At 68.1% G+C, this 16,724-nt stretch carries 17 protein-coding genes; 15 read left to right on the top strand and 2 right to left on the bottom strand.

Annotated features, from left to right (window positions below; translation table 11 throughout):
- Positions 1-110: 110 nt before the first annotated feature.
- Positions 111-1,061 carry a DMT family transporter gene (locus DI041_RS02440; RefSeq protein ID WP_136638738.1) on the top strand — a complete coding sequence of 317 codons (951 nt, stop codon included), beginning with the start codon at positions 111-113 and terminating at the stop codon, positions 1,059-1,061.
- A 33-nt stretch (positions 1,062-1,094) separates the two neighbouring features.
- Here the strand turns inward: DI041_RS02440 and DI041_RS21175 are convergent, their stop codons facing one another.
- Entirely contained in the window at positions 1,095-1,391 is a 297-nt protein-coding gene (locus tag DI041_RS21175) for a hypothetical protein (protein ID WP_169050339.1), read from the bottom strand.
- A gap of 27 nt (positions 1,392-1,418) precedes the next feature.
- Here DI041_RS21175 and thrA point away from each other — a divergent pair, with 27 nt between their 5' ends.
- The 3 genes from thrA to thrC are packed head-to-tail and all read left to right on the top strand — an operon-like array spanning position 1,419 to position 6,150.
- Positions 1,419-3,923, top strand: coding sequence for a bifunctional aspartate kinase/homoserine dehydrogenase I (gene thrA / locus DI041_RS02445; RefSeq protein WP_136638739.1), 2,505 nt, complete (start codon positions 1,419-1,421; stop codon positions 3,921-3,923).
- Positions 3,920-4,834, top strand: a complete 915-nt coding sequence (locus tag DI041_RS02450; RefSeq protein WP_136638740.1) for a homoserine kinase — start codon at positions 3,920-3,922, stop codon at positions 4,832-4,834. The genes thrA and DI041_RS02450 overlap by 4 nt, the downstream gene beginning before the upstream one ends.
- Positions 4,835-4,863: 29 nt before the next feature.
- Positions 4,864-6,150 carry a threonine synthase gene (thrC, locus tag DI041_RS02455; RefSeq protein ID WP_136638741.1) on the top strand — a complete coding sequence of 429 codons (1,287 nt, stop codon included), beginning with the start codon at positions 4,864-4,866 and terminating at the stop codon, positions 6,148-6,150.
- Between the two features lie 88 nt (positions 6,151-6,238).
- Here thrC and DI041_RS02460 read toward each other — a convergent pair whose 3' ends face one another.
- Positions 6,239-6,991 carry a Crp/Fnr family transcriptional regulator gene (locus tag DI041_RS02460; protein ID WP_136638742.1) on the bottom strand — a complete coding sequence of 251 codons (753 nt, stop codon included), beginning with the start codon at positions 6,989-6,991 and terminating at the stop codon, positions 6,239-6,241.
- A 126-nt stretch (positions 6,992-7,117) separates the two neighbouring features.
- Between DI041_RS02460 and hisS the strand changes: the two genes are divergently transcribed.
- The 11 genes from hisS (at position 7,118) to hisIE (ending at position 16,717) form a co-directional block, all read left to right on the top strand.
- On the top strand, positions 7,118-8,515 hold the full coding sequence (gene hisS / locus DI041_RS02465; RefSeq protein ID WP_136639899.1) for a histidine--tRNA ligase: 1,398 nt from the start codon (positions 7,118-7,120) through the stop codon (positions 8,513-8,515).
- 26 nt (positions 8,516-8,541) lie between these two features.
- Complete coding sequence (locus DI041_RS02470) at positions 8,542-8,808, top strand: hypothetical protein (RefSeq protein ID WP_248298520.1); 267 nt, start codon at positions 8,542-8,544, stop codon at positions 8,806-8,808.
- Positions 8,809-9,299: 491 nt separating this feature from the next.
- Entirely contained in the window at positions 9,300-9,608 is a 309-nt protein-coding gene (locus DI041_RS02475; RefSeq protein ID WP_025874839.1) for a YerC/YecD family TrpR-related protein, read from the top strand.
- Positions 9,609-9,642: 34 nt separating this feature from the next.
- Positions 9,643-10,554, top strand: a complete 912-nt coding sequence (gene hisG, locus DI041_RS02480) for an ATP phosphoribosyltransferase (RefSeq protein ID WP_136639901.1) — start codon at positions 9,643-9,645, stop codon at positions 10,552-10,554.
- Entirely contained in the window at positions 10,551-11,846 is a 1,296-nt protein-coding gene (hisD, locus tag DI041_RS02485) for a histidinol dehydrogenase (protein ID WP_136639902.1), read from the top strand. Before hisG ends, hisD begins: the two co-directional genes overlap by 4 nt.
- Complete coding sequence (gene hisC / locus DI041_RS02490; RefSeq protein WP_136639903.1) at positions 11,843-12,937, top strand: histidinol-phosphate transaminase; 1,095 nt, start codon at positions 11,843-11,845, stop codon at positions 12,935-12,937. The genes hisD and hisC overlap by 4 nt, the downstream gene beginning before the upstream one ends.
- Positions 12,934-14,007, top strand: coding sequence for a bifunctional histidinol-phosphatase/imidazoleglycerol-phosphate dehydratase HisB (gene hisB, locus DI041_RS02495; RefSeq protein WP_136639904.1), 1,074 nt, complete (start codon positions 12,934-12,936; stop codon positions 14,005-14,007). Before hisC ends, hisB begins: the two co-directional genes overlap by 4 nt.
- On the top strand, positions 14,004-14,606 hold the full coding sequence (gene hisH / locus DI041_RS02500; protein ID WP_136639905.1) for an imidazole glycerol phosphate synthase subunit HisH: 603 nt from the start codon (positions 14,004-14,006) through the stop codon (positions 14,604-14,606). The genes hisB and hisH overlap by 4 nt, the downstream gene beginning before the upstream one ends.
- Positions 14,603-15,337 carry a 1-(5-phosphoribosyl)-5-[(5-phosphoribosylamino)methylideneamino]imidazole-4-carboxamide isomerase gene (gene hisA, locus DI041_RS02505; protein WP_046985960.1) on the top strand — a complete coding sequence of 245 codons (735 nt, stop codon included), beginning with the start codon at positions 14,603-14,605 and terminating at the stop codon, positions 15,335-15,337. Before hisH ends, hisA begins: the two co-directional genes overlap by 4 nt.
- Positions 15,331-16,107, top strand: a complete 777-nt coding sequence (hisF, locus tag DI041_RS02510; RefSeq protein ID WP_046985961.1) for an imidazole glycerol phosphate synthase subunit HisF — start codon at positions 15,331-15,333, stop codon at positions 16,105-16,107. Before hisA ends, hisF begins: the two co-directional genes overlap by 7 nt.
- The gene (gene hisIE / locus DI041_RS02515; RefSeq protein WP_136639906.1) at positions 16,097-16,717 is read left to right on the top strand and encodes a bifunctional phosphoribosyl-AMP cyclohydrolase/phosphoribosyl-ATP diphosphatase HisIE; all 621 of its coding nucleotides are present in this window, start codon (positions 16,097-16,099) and stop codon (positions 16,715-16,717) included. The genes hisF and hisIE overlap by 11 nt, the downstream gene beginning before the upstream one ends.
- Positions 16,718-16,724: the final 7 nt, after the last annotated feature.

The following is a 16,724-nucleotide window of genomic DNA, read 5'->3' on the forward strand; positions in this document are numbered from 1 at the left end:
GTCGAGCACGGCTCGGCTCTACAACGGCGGCAGGGCAGTAGCCTCGGTCAAGAGCTCCCCGCTGGCCTCCGCTTACACTGCGCAGCCTGTTCTCCCCCCAAGAACCCGAAATGCGCAACAACCCGATGGCCCTGGGCATCGCCAATGGCGTTGCCGCAGGCGCGCTGTGGGGCGTGGTCTTCCTCGCGCCCGCCGTGCTGCAGTCGTTCAATGCCTTGCAACTCTCTGCTGGCCGCTACCTGGTCTACGGCCTGATCGCCGTGGCGCTGCTTCTGCCGCGTTGGAAGCGATTGGCCCCGCGGCTTGGTCGTGCCGAGTGGATCGGTCTGCTGTGGCTGAGCCTGGCTGGCAACCTGGTGTACTTCCTGCTGCTGGCCACGGCCGTGCAGTGGGCCGGAGGTGCGGCGGCGTCGTTGATCGTCGGCCTGATTCCGGTGGTTGTGACGCTGGTTGGTGTGCGCGAGCAGGGCGCGGTGCCGTTGAAGCAGCTGTTGCCGGCACTGGGCCTGTGCGTGCTCGGCGTGGCGCTGGTTGGCTGGGAAGCACTGATGTCCGAGCATCTGGCAACGCCCTGGCGGCAGCGCCTGATCGGCCTGCTGTGCGCGTTTGGTGCGCTGTTCTCGTGGGCGCTGTACTCGATCGGCAACAGCCGCTGGCTGGCACGCCGTTCCGATCTGTCCAGCCACGACTGGTCACTGCTGACCGGCGTCACCACCGGCGGGCTGGCCCTGCTGCTGGTGCCGATGGCGTTCATCGGCCACGCCGGCAGCCACACGTCAGCGCAATGGAGTGGTTTCTGGGCGATCAGTGCCGGCGTGGCGGTGGTGGCCTCGATCCTCGGCAATGCGTTCTGGAACCGCGCCAGCCGCCTGCTGCCGTTGACCCTGACCGGGCAGATGATCGTGTTCGAAACCCTGTTCGCGCTGCTCTACGCATTCGCCTGGCAGCAGCGCTGGCCCTCGCTGCTCGAAGCCCTGGCGATCGTGTTCCTGGTGGCGGGCGTGATGCTGTGCGCACACGCCCACCGCACGCCACGGGCGATCGCCGAACATGCCGGCTGAATGCCGTCGTCAAGCGCGCTGATGCCGGTTTTGTCACAGATGCAACCAAATGGCGACACGATGACCGATGATCGCCGCAGCGATTTTTTGCATCGCAGCACTTGACAGCACCCCGGCGGCCGGTGTTTTCTGTGCGTCATGGTCCTTGACGCCGCCCACGCCAGCCTGATCGCCCCCGCCACCGCGGGCCGTTCGACTGCGCCGGTCGCCACCACCACCATTACCACCACCACCGTCACCACTGCCCTGGTGCGGCCCGTCGTCTTCGTGTAACTCCCGAAAACCACGGCCCCGCACCATACAGGTGGCGGGGAAACTCGACACCTGCATGCGACGGGGCCTCCTACCGAGGTCTGCATGTCTTCCCACGCCCCCGCCCAACCCGTTGCACCGGCCGATCTGGCTGCGCCGTCCACCGTCGTGCACAAGTTCGGTGGCACCTCGGTGGCCGACGCCGAGCGCTACCGCCATGTCGCCGGCCTGCTGCTGGCCCGCCCCGAATCGCTGCAGGTCACCGTTGTCTCGGCAATGAAGGGCGTCACCGACGCGCTGATCGAACTGGCCCAGATGGCAGCAAAGGGTGACGAAGGCTGGCGCGAGGCCTGGCATGCACTGCGCGCCCGCCACCGCGGCGCGGCGGTGGCCCTGCTCGGCGAGCAGGTGGGCGAGACCGTGGAATGGATTGACGTGCGTTTCGATCAGCTGGCCGAAGTGCTGGCGGCACTGGCGGTGATCGGCGAACTGCCGCGCGAGGTGCTCGATCGCGTGCAGGGTCTGGGCGAAGTGTTCTCCGCGCAGCTGCTCGGTACCCACCTGCGCGCGCTGGGTGAGGACTGCGCCGTGCTCGATGCACGCGACGTGCTGGTGGTCGCGCACGGCGAGTTGGGTGTGGACGTGGACTGGGAAGCCAGCGCCGACCGCCTGGCCAGGTGGCGCCTGCAGCATCCGCAGTCGCGCCTGGTCGCCACCGGTTTCGTTGCCCGCGACCGCCACGATCGCATCACCACGCTCGGTCGCAATGGCAGCGACTACTCCGGCGCGATCTTCGCGGCACTGTTCAACGCCGACCAACTGCACATCTGGACCGACGTCGACGGCGTGCTGTCGGCGGACCCGAGGCTGGTCCCGGAAGCGGTGCAGCTGGAATCACTGAGCTACGACGAAGCCTGCGAGCTTGCCTATTTCGGCGCCAAGGTGGTGCATCCGCAGACGATGTCGCCGGCGATCCGCCTTGGCCTGCCGATCTTCATCCGCAACACCTTCCACCCGGCGCATCCGGGTACGCGCATCAGTGCCGAGCGCTCGCCGCGCGGGCCGGTGAAAGGCCTGACCCTGAGTCCCGGACTGGCCCTGCTCAACCTGGAGGGTACTGGACTGATCGGCGTACCCGGCACCGCTGAACGCGTGTTCGCGGCATTGCGCCAGGCGCAGGTTTCGGTGGTGATGATCTCGCAGGGGTCGTCGGAGCATTCGATCTGCTGCGTGGTGCGTGCGGCCGAGGCCGCGCGTGGCCGCGAGGCGCTGCTGCAGGCATTTGCGCATGAACTGTCGGTAGGCCACGTGCAGCGCGTGCAGGTCGGCGACGGTGTCAGCGTGCTGGCGGCGGTCGGCGACGGCATGGCGGGCCAGCCCGGCGTCGCCGCGCGCCTGTTCGAGGCCCTCGGCCGGGCGCAGGTGAACATCCTGGCGATCGCGCAGGGCTCGTCGGAACGCAACATCTCGGTGGCGGTGGACAGTGCCGATGCCACCCGTGCGCTGCGCGCTGCACATGCCGGCTTCTGGCTGTCGCCGCAGACGTTTGCGGTAGGTGTGATCGGGCCGGGCAATGTCGGCGCCGCACTGCTGGACCAGTTGCTGGCGGCGCGCCCACAGCTGCTGGCCAAGGCCAATGTCGACCTGCGCCTGCGCGCGCTGGCCTCGCGTACGCGCATGCGGCTGGAGGCTGATGGCCTGCATGCCGATTGGCGGCAGGCGCTGCAGCAGGCGGGTGAGGCCAGTGACCTGGACCGTTTCACCGAGCACCTGCTGGCCGCGCACCTGCCCCACGCGGTGGTGATCGATTGCAGTGGCAGTGCCGAGGTGGCCGAGCGCTACGAGGGGTGGCTGGCCGCCGGCATCCACGTGGTCACTCCGAACAAACAGGCCGGTGCCGGTCCGTTGGCGCGCTATCAGCGCATCCGCGCTGCTGCCGCTGCCAGCGGCGCGCGTTTCCGCTATGAAGCCACGGTGGGTGCTGGGCTGCCGGTGATCACCACGCTGCGCGACCTGGTCGATACCGGCGACGAGGTGCTGGCCATCGAAGGCATCTTCTCCGGCACGCTGGCCTGGCTGTTCAACCGTTACGACGGCAGCCAGCCATTCTCGGCACTGGTCGCGCAGGCGCGCTCGATGGGTTACACCGAGCCGGATCCGCGTGACGATCTGTCCGGCATCGATGTCGCGCGCAAGCTGGTGATCCTGGCCCGCGAAGCCGGTCATCCGCTCAGCCTGGAACAGGTCCAGGTGGAAAGCCTGGTGCCAGCGTTGCTGCGCGAGGGTGGCGTGGACGATTTCATGGCGCGCCTGGGCGAGAGCGATGCCAGCCTGTTGCAGCGCCTGCAGGACGCACGGCAGCGCGGTGCGGTGTTGCGCTACGTGGCGCGGCTGGGTGCCGACGGTGCCTCGGTCGGACTGCAGGAACTACCCATCGAGCATGCGTTCGCCAATCTGCGGCTGACCGACAACGTGGTCCAGTTCCGTACCCGCCGTTACTGCGACAACCCGCTGGTGGTGCAGGGACCAGGCGCCGGCCCGGAAGTCACGGCCGCAGGCGTGTTCGCCGACCTGCTGCGGGTGGCCGCCGGCGAAGGAGCGCGGCTGTGATCGCACGTGCGTTCGCACCGGCCTCGGTGGCCAACGTGGCGGTGGGCTTCGATATTCTCGGCCATGCCATTGCCGGTGTCGGCGATACCGTGAGCGTGCGTCGCATCGATGAACCGGTGGTGCGGATCGAGGCAATCCGTGGCAGTGCGGTCGAGCTGCCGCTGGACGCTGCCGGCAATACCGCAGGGGCCGCACTCATGTCGTTGCGTGAAGGGCTGGGTCTGGACTTCGGCTTCGCGGTCGAGATCGACAAGGGCATTCCGTTCGGCTCCGGCATGGGCGGTTCGGCGGCGTCGAGCGTTGCAGCCCTGGTCGCCGCCAATGCACTGCTGGGCGCACCGCTGCCGCGCGAGGCGTTGTACCCGTTTGCGCTGGATGGCGAGGCGGTGGCCAGTGGCGGCCGCCACGGTGACAACGTCGGCCCGCTGCTGCTGGGCGGCTTGGCGTTGTGCACCGCTGATCGCCTGCTGCCGATTCCGGTTCCGGCCAGCTGGCACAGCCTGTTGGTGCATCCGCATGCGGTGCTGGAAACGCGCCGTGCACGCCAGGCGCTGCAGGGCAGCTATGCGCTGGGTGAATTCGTCGCACAGAGTGCCAATCTTGCGCTGGTCCTGAGTGGCTGCCATCGCAGCGATGCCTCGCTGGTGCGCGCTGGCCTGCGCGACGTGCTGGTGGAGCCGCGTCGCGCCGGACTGATTGTCGGTTTCGAAGCAGCACGCGACGCAGCGCTGTCGGCCCATGCGATGGGCGCGGGCATCTCAGGCGCAGGACCCAGCGTGTTCGCCTGGTTCGAGGATGCCGACCAGGCCCATGCCGCAGCGGCACCGGTGCGCGCAGCATTTGCAGCGGCCGGCTTTGACAGCGATGCCTGGGTGTCGCCGCTGGACGCGCCGGGAGCGCGGCTGTGCTGAATCCTTCCCCTCTACTGGATACCTTGCCCATGCATTTCGTTTCGACCCGTGGCCAGTCACCTGCTGTCGGCCTCAGTGCGGCAATCGCCGCAGGATTGGCGCCCGATGGCGGACTGTATGTTCCCGAGGTTCTGCCTGCACCTCGTGAATTGCAGGCCGGTGCAACCCTGGCCGATACCGCCGCTGATCTGCTGGCACCGTTCTTTGCCGGCGATGCGCTGGAAGGCGCGCTGCCGTCGATCTGCCATGAGGCATTCGACTTCCCGGTCCCGCTGCGCTCTCTCGGCGATGGTGACCACGTGCTGGAACTGTTCCATGGGCCGACCGCGGCGTTCAAGGACATCGGCGCGCGATTCCTGGCCGGTACGCTGTCGCAGTTGCAGGCCGGCAAGGACCGCGATCTGACGATTGTCGTCGCCACCTCCGGCGATACCGGCGCAGCAGTGGCCGCAGCCTTCCATCGCCAGCCCGGCGTGCGTGTGGTGGTGCTGTATCCCGACGGCCGCGTGTCGCCGCGACAGGCGCATCAGCTCGGTTGCTTCGGTGACAACATCCGGGCGCTGCGCGTGGCCGGTTCGTTCGATGACTGCCAGACCATGGTCAAGCAGGCGCTGGCCGACCGCGAGCTGCAGGCACAGGTGCCGTTGAGTTCGGCCAACAGCATCAGCCTGGGCCGCCTGCTGCCGCAGATGAGCTACTACGCGCATGCGGCGTTGAGCCATCATGCCGCACATCGACGCCGGCTCAACCTGGTGGTGCCCACCGGCAACCTCGGCAACGCAATGGCGGCAGTGCTGGCGCGCGCGCTGGGTGTGCCGATCGGGCAGATTGTGCTGGCCACCAATGCCAATGCCGTACTGCCGGCCTACTTCAATGGCGACGACTATCAGCCGCAGGCCAGTGTTGCCACCGTTGCCAACGCGATGGACGTGGGGGCGCCCAGCAACTTCGAGCGCCTGCGCTGGCTCTACCACGGCGATGACGCGGAACTGCGTGCAGCGTTCCGTGCGTTCGCGGTGGATGACGTGACCATCCGCGCCACGATTGCGGCTGAGCATGCCAGCCGTGGCGAGCTGTTCTGCCCACATACGGCCACCGCAGTGAAGGTGCTGCAGGATCTGCGCAGTGGCGGTGCCAAGGGGGACTGGGCGGTGGTGGCCACCGCGCATCCGGCCAAGTTCGAAGCCGTGGTCGAGCCGCTCATCGGCGAAGCAGTAGCGGTGCCGCCGGCGCTGGAGGCATTGCTGCAGCGACCGGCGCATGCCGACCCGTTGGCCGCCGACTATGCGGCGTTGCGCGAGGTGTTGCTGCGCTGATCGGAGATGGACGCGGTTGCCGGCCAGCGGCCGGCACTACCGGGTGGATGCAACACGCTGGCCGGCAACCCCATGAACCGCGATGCGGTCAGATCAACCCTTCACCGGCCAGCGTGCGCAGCCCATCCTCGTCGAGGATCTCCACCACGTTCAGGTGGGGCAGGGCGATCATCTCCTGCTGGCGCAGCTTGGTGAAGGTGCGGCTGACTGTTTCCATGGTCAGGCCCAGATGGTCGGCGATGTCGCCGCGGCCCATCGGCAGCGACACGCGCAGGCCATCGCCACCCAGCTTGGCCTCGCGTGCGGCCAGGCGCAGCAGGAAATCGGCCAGCTTCTCGGCCGGCTGCAGCCGCGCCAGTGCCAACGCGGCGTCCTGCGCGGCGTCCAGCTCCTGGCAGGCGCGTTGCAGCAGCTTGCGTTCCAGGTGCGGGAAGCGGCTGCGCAGCGCCTTCATCTGCGGCAGCGCGACGCGGCACACGCGGCTGTCGGCGATGGCTTCGATATCGTAGCGGTGGTGGTCGCTGCCGCTCAGGCCCAGGTAATCGCCGGGCAGCACGAAACCGTTGATCTGGCGGCGGCCATCGGCCAGGGTGCGTACCAGGCGCAGCGCGCCGCCGGTCAATGTATAGACATGGTCGCGCTCTTCGCCGGTGCGGGCCAGGGTACTGCCCATGCTGACCTGCTGGGAAACGGTGACCTGTTCCAGTGCCTGCACTTCATCGGGCGACAGCGCCGAGCACACCGCAAGGTGGCGAACCGAGCAGTGCAGGCAGTCCTGCGTGACGCAGGACGGCGAGGCGGAGTCATTGGTGGCGGGCGGAGCGCCGGAAGGCCGTGACATGTTGCGGGGGCGTATCGCGGGCGGGGAGGGCCTTATGATACTTCAAGCGGCCGTTCGACCCTGCCCGAGGCGGGGGCGCTAGAATGTCGCCCCCTCCCACGTCCCGTTCCAGCAGGAGTTCCGCCCGTGATCAAGCCCCGTACCCCGCCCGGCACCCTTGAACTGCTGCCGCGCGAGCAGATCGCATTCCAGCGCATGCTGGACGTGATCCGCCGCAATTACGAGCGCTTCGGGTTCCTGCCGGTGGAGACGCCGGTGTTCGAGCTGTCCGATGTGCTGCTGACCAAGTCCGGCGGCGAGACCGAGCGCCAGGTGTATTTCGTGCAGTCCACCGGCGCGCTGGCCAATGCCGCCGAATCGGGCGACCGTTCACTGCCGGAAATGGCGCTGCGCTTCGACCTGACCGTGCCGCTGGCGCGCTACGTGGCCGAGCACGAGCATGAACTGACCTTCCCGTTCCGCCGCTACCAGATGCAGCGCGTCTACCGCGGCGAGCGTGCGCAGCGCGGCCGTTTCCGCGAGTTCTACCAGTGCGACATCGACGTGATCGGCAAGGACAGCCTGAGCGTTCGCTATGACGCCGAAGTGCTGGCGGTCATCCACGCAGTGTTCTCGGAACTGCGCATCGGCGACTTCAGCATCCAGTTGAACAACCGCAAGCTGCTGCGCGGCTTCTTCGAAAGCCTGGGCGTGGCCGAGGGTGAACGCCAGCTGGCAGTGCTGCGCGAAGTGGACAAGCTGGACAAGCGTGGCCCCGACTACGTGCGCGAGACGCTGGTGGGCGAGGGCTTTGCCATTCCGGCCGAACAGGTCGAGAAGATCCTGGCCTTCGTCGCCGTGCGTTCGCAGGGTCATGCCGATGCGCTGGCACAGCTGGCAGCGCTGGAAGACGGCGCGGGTTCCTCGGAGATCCTGCGTGCCGGCGTGGCCGAGCTGCGCGAAGTACTGCAGCTGGTGCAGGCACTGGGCGTGCCGGAAAGCGCCTACTGCCTGAACTTCTCCATTGCACGTGGCCTGGATTACTACACCGGCACGGTGTACGAGACCACGCTGACCGACCACCCGCAGATCGGGTCGATCTGTTCCGGTGGCCGTTATGAAGACCTGGCCAGCCACTACAGCAAGTCCAAGCTGCCGGGCGTGGGCATTTCCATCGGCCTGTCGCGCCTGTTCTGGCAGCTGCGCGAGGCTGGCCTGATCGAGGGCATCGAGGCCAGCAGCGTGCAGGCGCTGGTGGCGCTGATGGACGAGCAGGGCATGCCGCAGTCGCTGGACATCGCCCGCCGCCTGCGCGCCGGTGGCATCAACACTGAAGTACAGATGGAGCCGAAGAAGATCGGCAAGCAGTTCCAGTACGCGGCCAAGGCCGGTATCCGCTTCGTGGTGCTGGCGGGTGAGGATGAGCTGGCGCGCGGCGTGGTGGCGGTGAAGGACCTGCTGCGCGAGCAGCAGTTCGAAGTGTCGCGCGACGAACTGGCCAGCACCCTTCTGGTGGAGCTGGAGCAGTCCAGGGCGATGGTGTGATGCGTGCCGCCGCAGGAGTGCTGAGCGTGCTCCTGCTGGCGGGCTGCCAGAGCGATCGGTCGCTGCACAGCACGCGGATCGGGCCGGCGCAGTACCGGCTGCAGGTCGATCGCTGCCACGTGATCGACCGCGCGCAGCTGGAGGGCGACCTGCAGGCCCTGGCCTCACGGACGTGCCGGGCGGGAGCGGGGGCGTTGGAGAACATCCAGTCCCTGCCGAGCCGACAGGGCAGCCTGTTCGGCGAATGCCTGCGGCGCGGCGCGCTGCAGGCGGAGGTGCGTTGCCTGCCCTGAGTCGGGTCAGGTTGTTGATTTGAAAGCATAACGCCCGCCCTTTGGTGGGCGTTTTGCGTTTCTGGACAACAGCAGTCGAGCATGGCTCGACTCTACAAAAGCCGGTTCCGATCAGTTTCCTGACGAGATCCAGCAGGCCGCAGCCAACTGTCGAAGGTGGGGAGGGTCCGGTGGCAAGGGTGTGAGCCGCATGGGCCCGAGGCATGCCTCGGGCGGGTTGGGCAGGACGCCCAACCCGGGTCTTGCCGTGTGCGCAGGACTGCGCACACGAGCAAGCCGCGACCAAGCCCCCATGGACGGGTTTACGGCGTCCCCTGCCACCGGACCCTCCCCGCCAACGCTCAGGAAACCAGCTTTTGCTTTTGCTCTGGCTCTTAGCGGGTGCAGGGCAGCAGCCCTGCCGTACCCCAGCCCAATCCACGATTTGACGCACTGCGCAAGAATGCGTTAATGTACTAACACGCTATTACATTGATGCAAGAGCCCTGCCCGTGAAAGCCCGCCCCGACATCGCCGCCAAAGACCCGCAAGCCGATCTGGACGCCCTGGCCCAGGCCTTTGCCGCGCTGCGCGAGCCGGAGCAGGTGGTCGCCTTCCTGCGTGACCTGTGCACCCCGGCCGAGCTGGAAGCCATGGCCGACCGCTGGAAGGTGGTGCCGCTGCTGCAGCAGGGCGTGCCGTATCGCGAGATCCACGAGCGCACCGGCGTCAGCGTGACCACCACCGGACGGGTGGCACGCACGCTCGAGCATGGCCATCGAGGCTATGCCGCCGCTGTCGACCGCCTTGCTTCGCGCTGAACCGCGCCCCGTTCCAGACTTCGAGACCTCCCCCATGAGTGCAACCCAGGCAGCGCCGGCGCGAGACCGGCTGCGTATCGCCATCCAGAAGAGTGGCCGGCTGGCCGAGCCCGCCCGCAACCTGCTCAGTGCCTGTGGCCTGAGTTGGCGCGAGAGCCGCGACAAGCTGTTCTGCTACGGCGAATCGCTGCCGGTGGACCTGCTGCTGGTGCGCGACGACGACATTCCCGGCCTGATCGCCGATGGCGTCTGCGACCTCGGCATCGTCGGCCGCAACGAACTGGACGAACAGGCCGCCGCGCGTCGCCAGATCGGCCTGGCCGATACCTATCAGGCATTGCGCGGGCTGGGCTTCGGCCAGTGCCGGCTGATGCTGGCGGTGCCAGAAGAATGGCAGTGGCAGGGCCCGGCCCAGCTGGCCGGCACCCGCATCGCCACCAGCTACCCGGCCATCCTCAAGCAGTGGCTGATGGAGCAGGGCGTGGACGCGCAGGTAGTCGAACTGTCTGGCTCGGTCGAGATCGCACCGCGTCTGGGCACCGCCGACCTGATCTGCGACCTGGTCTCCAGCGGTGCCACGCTGCGCGCCAACCAGCTTACCCCGGTGCACAACCTGCTCGACAGCGAAGCCGTGCTGGCCGGTGCGGTACGCGTTCCCGATGATGCGCGCGGCGCCCTGCGCAGCATGCTGCTGCGCCGCCTGGACGGTGTGGTGCAGCGGCAGGACCGCAAGCTGCTGATGTTCCGCGCCAGCGAGGACCGCGTCGATGCGTTGTCGCAGCTGCTGGCCGATGCCGAACCGCTGGTGCGGTTGCCGGCTGATGGCGGTGCACTGCGCCTGCAGACCATGTGCCCCGGTCCGTTGAGCTGGCAGCGCATGGAGGAACTCGAGCGCGCCGGTGCGCAGGGCCTGATGGTACTGAGCGTGGAGCGATCGCTGGCATGAACCGTCTGATCTGGTCCCGACTTGATGAGGCCGCGCGCAGCGCGGCACTGACCCGCCCGGTGCAGACCGTGGCGCAGCAGACCCGTGATGCGGTGGCCGCGCTGATCGCGCAGGTACGCACGCAGGGTGACGACGCGCTGCGCGCGATCACCGCGCGCTTCGATGGCGTGGATCTGCAGGATTTCGAAGTTTCCGCAGCCGAGTTCGCAGCTGCCGATGCCGCAGTGCCGGCCGAGCTGCGCCAGGCCATGGTGGAAGCGGCCGAACGCATCACCCGCTTCCATGCGGCCGGCATGGGCCAGGGCTATACGGTGGAAACCGCGCCGGGCGTGGTCTGCGAACGCATGCTGCGCCCGATCGGCCGGGTGGGCCTGTATGTGCCGGCTGGCAGCGCGCCGCTGCCGTCCACCGCGTTGATGCTGGGCGTTCCGGCGCAGCTGGCCGGTTGCCCGCAGGTGGTGCTGTGCACGCCGCCGCGCGCCGACGGTAGCGCCGATCCGGCGGTGCTGGTGGCCGCGCGGCTGACCGGCGTGCAACGCGTGTTCAAGCTGGGTGGTGCGCAGGCGATCGCGGCGATGGCCTATGGCACCGAAAGCATCCCGGCCAGCGACAAGCTGTTCGGGCCGGGCAACAGTTTCGTCACCGAGGCCAAGCAGCAGGTGGCACAGGACGGTGCCGCCGCCATCGACATGCCGGCCGGTCCCTCGGAAGTGCTGGTGATCGCCGATGCCGGTGCCAACCCTGCATTCGTTGCCGCCGACCTGCTGTCGCAGGCCGAGCACGGCCCGGATTCACAGGTGCTGCTGCTGACCGATGACGCGGCGATGCTGGCCGCCGTCGAGGCCGAAGTTGAACGCCAGGTGGCCTTGCTGCCGCGGCAGCACATCGCCCGCCAGGCGCTGTCGGCATCGCAGTTGATCCAGGTGGAATCGCTGGCCGATGCGTTTGCGATCAGCAACCGCTACGCCCCCGAACACCTGATCCTGGCCCTGCGCGAACCGCGCGCGTGGCTGGACCAGGTGCAGGCGGCCGGTTCGGTGTTCCTCGGCGACTACACGCCGGAAGCACTGGGTGACTACTGCAGCGGCACCAACCACGTGCTGCCCACCGCTGGTGCCGCGCGCGCCTACAGTGGCGTCAGCGTGGCCAGCTTCCAGAACCTGATCAGCGTACAGAGCGCGACCGCCGCTGGCCTGGCCGCGATCGGTGGCTGCGCGCGCATCATCGCCAGCGCCGAAGGACTGGATGCACACGAACGTGCGGTGGCACTGCGCATGGAGGTGGCCGCATGAGCGCGGACATCGACGGCGTGCTGGCCCTGGTACGGCCGGACCTGCAGGCCTTTGCCGGCTACAGTTCGGCGCGCAGCAGCGCTGTGCAGGGCGAGGTGTGGCTGAACGCGAACGAATCAGCGTGGGCCAATCCGGCAGACGCCACCGGGGGCAGCCGCCGCTACCCGGAGCCGCAGCCGGCTGCGCTGCGTGATGCGCTGGCGTCGCTGTACGGCGTGCAGGCGCAACAGCTGCTGGTAGGCCGTGGCAGCGACGAGGCGATCGATCTGCTGGTCCGCGCCCTGTGCGTGCCCGGCCGCGATGGCGTGCTGGTGACGCCACCGGTATTCGGCATGTACGCAGTCTGTGCACGCTTGCATGGTGCGCCGTTGATCGAGGTGCCGCTGATTGACGATGGTGAGGGCCTGCGCACGGACCTGGATGCGGTGATTGCCGCTGCGAAGGGGCAGGGCGCCAAGCTCGTTTTCCTGTGCGCGCCGTCCAATCCTGCCGGCAGTGATATCCCGCTGCCCGAGATCGAACGGGTGGCTCGTGCCCTGCGTGGGCAGGCGCTGGTGGTGGTGGACGAGGCCTATGTCGAGTACGCACAGCGCGCTTCGGCGACCACGTTGCTTGCCACGCACGCCAACCTGGCGGTGCTGCGCACGTTGTCCAAGGCGCACGCACTGGCCGCCGCGCGTATCGGTACCTTGATCGCCGCGCCGGAACTGATTGCCGTGCTGCGCCGCTGCCAGGCGCCGTACCCGGTGCCGACGCCGTGCTCCGAGCTGGCCGTGCAGGCGCTGCAGCCGGCCGCGCTCGCGCGCACCGCTGAGCGGGTAGCCACGGTCATCACCGAGCGCGAGCGCCTGTACCGCGCCCTGCAGGGCCTGCCCGGCATTGGCCGGGTATACGCTTCGGCCGGCAATTACCTGCTGGTCCGCTTCGCCGATGCACAGGCCGCGTTCGATACGCTGTTGGAAGCCGGCGTGGTGGTGCGCGACCAGCGCGCTGCACCGCAGCTGGACGATGCACTGCGCATCAGTATCGGCAGCCCCGAAGAGAATGACCGCGTGCTTGCGGCCCTGTCGGCGCGGAGGGCCGCAGCATGACCCCGATCCTGTTCATCGACCGCGACGGCACCCTCATCGAGGAGCCGTCCGATTTCCAGATCGACGCCTACGAGAAGCTGCGCTTCGTGCCACAGGTCATTCCAGCGCTGCTGAAGCTGCGCGATGCCGGCTACCAGTTCGTGATCGTCACCAATCAGGACGGGCTGGGCAGCGACAGCTACCCGCGCGCCAGTTTCGATGGCCCGAATGACCTGATGCTGCAGATCTTCGAAAGCCAGGGCATCACCTTCCGTGACGTGCTGATCGACTGCAGCTGGCCGCAGGACAATGCGCCCACCCGCAAGCCGGGCATCGGCCTGATGACGGCCTACCTGCAGGACCGCAGCATCGACTGGGCGCGTTCGGGCATGGTCGGCGACCGCATCACCGACCTGCAGTTCGCCGAGAATCTCAACATCCGCGGTTTCCAGCTGCGCACCGAGCAGTTCGGTGGCGAGTGGGACTGGCCGGGCATCGCCCACGTGCTGGCCGACGCGCCGCGCACCGCCGTGGTCCAGCGCAACACGAAAGAGACGAAGATCCGCGTCGAACTGGACCTGGACCGTGCCGGCGATGCGCGCATCGACACCGGGCTGCCGTTCTTCGACCACATGCTGGAACAGATCGGCAAGCACGGTGGCTTCGCGCTGGACATCCAGGCCGAGGGTGACCTGCACATCGACGAGCACCACACCATCGAAGACACCGGTCTCGCATTGGGCCAGGCGCTGCGCGAGGCGCTGGGCGACAAGCGCGGCATCGGCCGCTACGGCTTCACCCTGCCGATGGACGAGACCCTGGCCAGCGCCGCGCTGGACTTCAGTGGCCGCCCCTATTTCGTGTTCGAGGGCGAGTTCAAGCGCGAGCGGGTGGGCGACATGCCGACCGAGCTGGTTCCGCACTTCTTCCGTTCGCTGTGCGACGCCAGCGGCTTGAACCTCAACCTGCAGGTGCGCGGCGACAACGACCACCACAAGGTCGAGGCCTGCTTCAAGGCGCTGGCGCGCGCGCTGCGTCCGGCGCTGGCCAGGCAGGGCAGAGCCTTGCCCACCACCAAGGGGGCGCTGTGAGCGACGTTGCGCTGATCGATGCCGGCGGGGCCAACCTGGGTTCGGTGCGCTACGCATTGGAGCGGCTCGGTGCGACGGTGAAGCTGGTTCGCGATGCCGAAGGCCTGGCCGGCGCGCAACGGGTGATCCTGCCCGGCGTCGGCGCCGCTGGTCCCGGCATGCAGCGCCTGCATGCGCAGGGTCTGGTGGAACCATTGCAGCGGCTGGAAGTGCCGTTGATGGGCATCTGCCTGGGCATGCAGCTTCTGTTCGAGCGCTCCGAAGAGGCCGGCGTAGAAGCGCTGGGACTGATTCCCGGCGTGGTGCGCAAGCTGGTGCCGGCCTGTGGCATTCGCGTACCGCACATGGGCTGGAACCGCCTGCTGCCGCTGCGCGAATCGCTGTTGCTGCAGGGCTTGCCGGAGCGCGCCAGCGCCTATTTCGTGCACAGCTATGCAGCACCGCTCAACGCCCACACGGTAGCCGCCTGCGATCACGGCGGCCTGTTCACCGCGGTGGTGGAGCAGGGGCGCTACTTCGGCGCACAGTTCCATCCCGAGCGCTCCGGCGATACCGGTTCGTTGATGCTGCGCAATTTCCTCGAGGGCACTGCTGCATGAGTTTCATCGTCTACCCCGCGCTGGATATCCGAGATGGCCGCGTGGTGCGGCTGCGCCAGGGCGACTACATGCAGGAAACCTCCTATGGTGACGATCCGCTGCCGCGCGCACAGGCCTTTGCCGCGCAGGGCGCGCAGTGGATGCACCTGGTCGACCTGGACGCCGCACGCGCCGGTGGCTACACGCTGGCACCGCTGCTGTCGTCGATCCGCGCGCAGACCACGCTGCAGGTGCAGACCGGTGGTGGCGTGCGTGGCCGTGACGATGTGGCGCGCATCCTCGATGCCGGCGCTGGCCGCGTGGTGGTCGGCTCACTGGCGGTGCGTCGCCCCGATGAAGTGGTTGGCTGGCTGGAGGAGTTCGGCGCCGAGCGCATCACCATCGCGCTGGATGCCCGTCAGGACGCACAGGGCCAATGGCAATTGCCGGTGCATGGCTGGACCGAGAACGCCGGAGTGACCCTGGATGCCCTGGCCCAGCGTTTTGCGCGCGCCGGCATGCGCCACCTGCTGTGTACCGACATCGCCCGCGACGGCATGCTGGCCGGCCCCAACATCAGCCTCTACCAGCACCTGTCGGCGCTGCTGCCGGGCGTGGCGGTGCAGGCCTCCGGTGGTATCCGTGACGTGGCCGATGTGGCCGAAGCCCGCGCCGCCGGTTGCGGCGGTGCGATTCTCGGCAAGGCGCTGCTGGAGCAGCGTATGGACCTGGCGGAGGCGCTGGCATGTTGAGCCGCCGCATCATTCCCTGCCTGGACGTGCGCGATGGCCGCGTGGTCAAGGGCGTACGCTTCCGCGACCACGTCGATATGGGCGACATCGCCGAACTGGCACAGCGCTACCGCGACCAGGGCGCCGACGAGCTGGTGTTCTATGACATCGGCGCCAGTCCCGAGGCACGTTCGGTGGATGTGGCCTGGATCGAGCGCATCGCGCGCCTGATCGACATTCCGTTCTGCGTGGCCGGTGGCATCGACAGCGTGGAAACTGCACGTCGCGTGCTGTTCGCCGGTGCCGACAAGGTGTCGATCAACTCGCCGGCGCTGGGCCGCCCGGAGCTGATCACCGAGCTGGCAGACGAGTTCGGCGTGCAGTGCGTGGTGGTGGGGGTCGATTCGGTACGCGAGGCCGATGGCCAGTGGCGGGTGCGTCGATTCAGCGGTGACCCTGACAAGACCCAGGCGGTGCCACTGCGCACACTGGACTGGATCGTCGAAGCACAACGGCGTGGCGCAGGCGAGATCGTGCTGAACTGCATGGACAGCGATGGTGTGCGCCGTGGCTACGATGTCGCGCAGCTGCAGCAGGCGCGGGCACTGTGCCAGGTGCCGCTGATCGCCTCCGGCGGTGCCGGTGCGATGGAGCACTTCGCCGAAGCCTTCGACCAGGCCGACGTCGACGGCGCGCTGGCGGCCAGTGTGTTCCACAGTGGCGCCATCGCCATTCCAGAATTGAAGCGCTACCTGCGCGGACAGCAGATCGAGGTGCGGGATGTCTATTGAAGTGAAACCATCACTGGATGCGCTGCAGGCGCTGGACTGGGACAAGGGCGACGGCCTGCTGCCGGCGGTGGTGCAGGATGCCGACACCCTGCAGGCGCTGATGCTGGGCTATGTCAGCGCCGAATCGCTGGCGGCCACGCTGGCCATCGGCCACATGACCTTCTTCAGCCGCAGCAAGCAGCGGTTGTGGACCAAGGGCGAGCAGTCCGGCAACGTGCTGGTGGTGCAGTCGATCAGTGTCGACTGTGATGCCGACACGCTGCTGGTGATGGCGCGCCCGGCCGGGCCGACCTGCCACACCGGCGCCGAGAGTTGTTTCGACGGGGCACCGAAGGACTTCCTGGGTGGGCTGGGCCAGCTGGTGGCGATGCGCGAGGCGCAGCGGCCGCCAGGCAGCTACACCACCAGCCTGTTCGAGGGCGGCATCCGCCGCATCGCACAGAAGGTGGGCGAGGAGGGCGTGGAGACGGCTCTGGCGGCGGTGGCACAGGACGACGAGGCGCTGCTGGGCGAGGCCTCGGACCTGCTGTATCACCTGCTTGTGCTGCTGCGCGCGCGCGGCTTGTCGCTGGATGATGCGCGGGCAGTACTGGAAAAACGCCATCGTTGAGCTGCGG

The organism is Stenotrophomonas maltophilia (assembly GCF_004920835.1).
GTDB lineage: Bacteria > Pseudomonadota > Gammaproteobacteria > Xanthomonadales > Xanthomonadaceae > Stenotrophomonas > Stenotrophomonas maltophilia_AQ.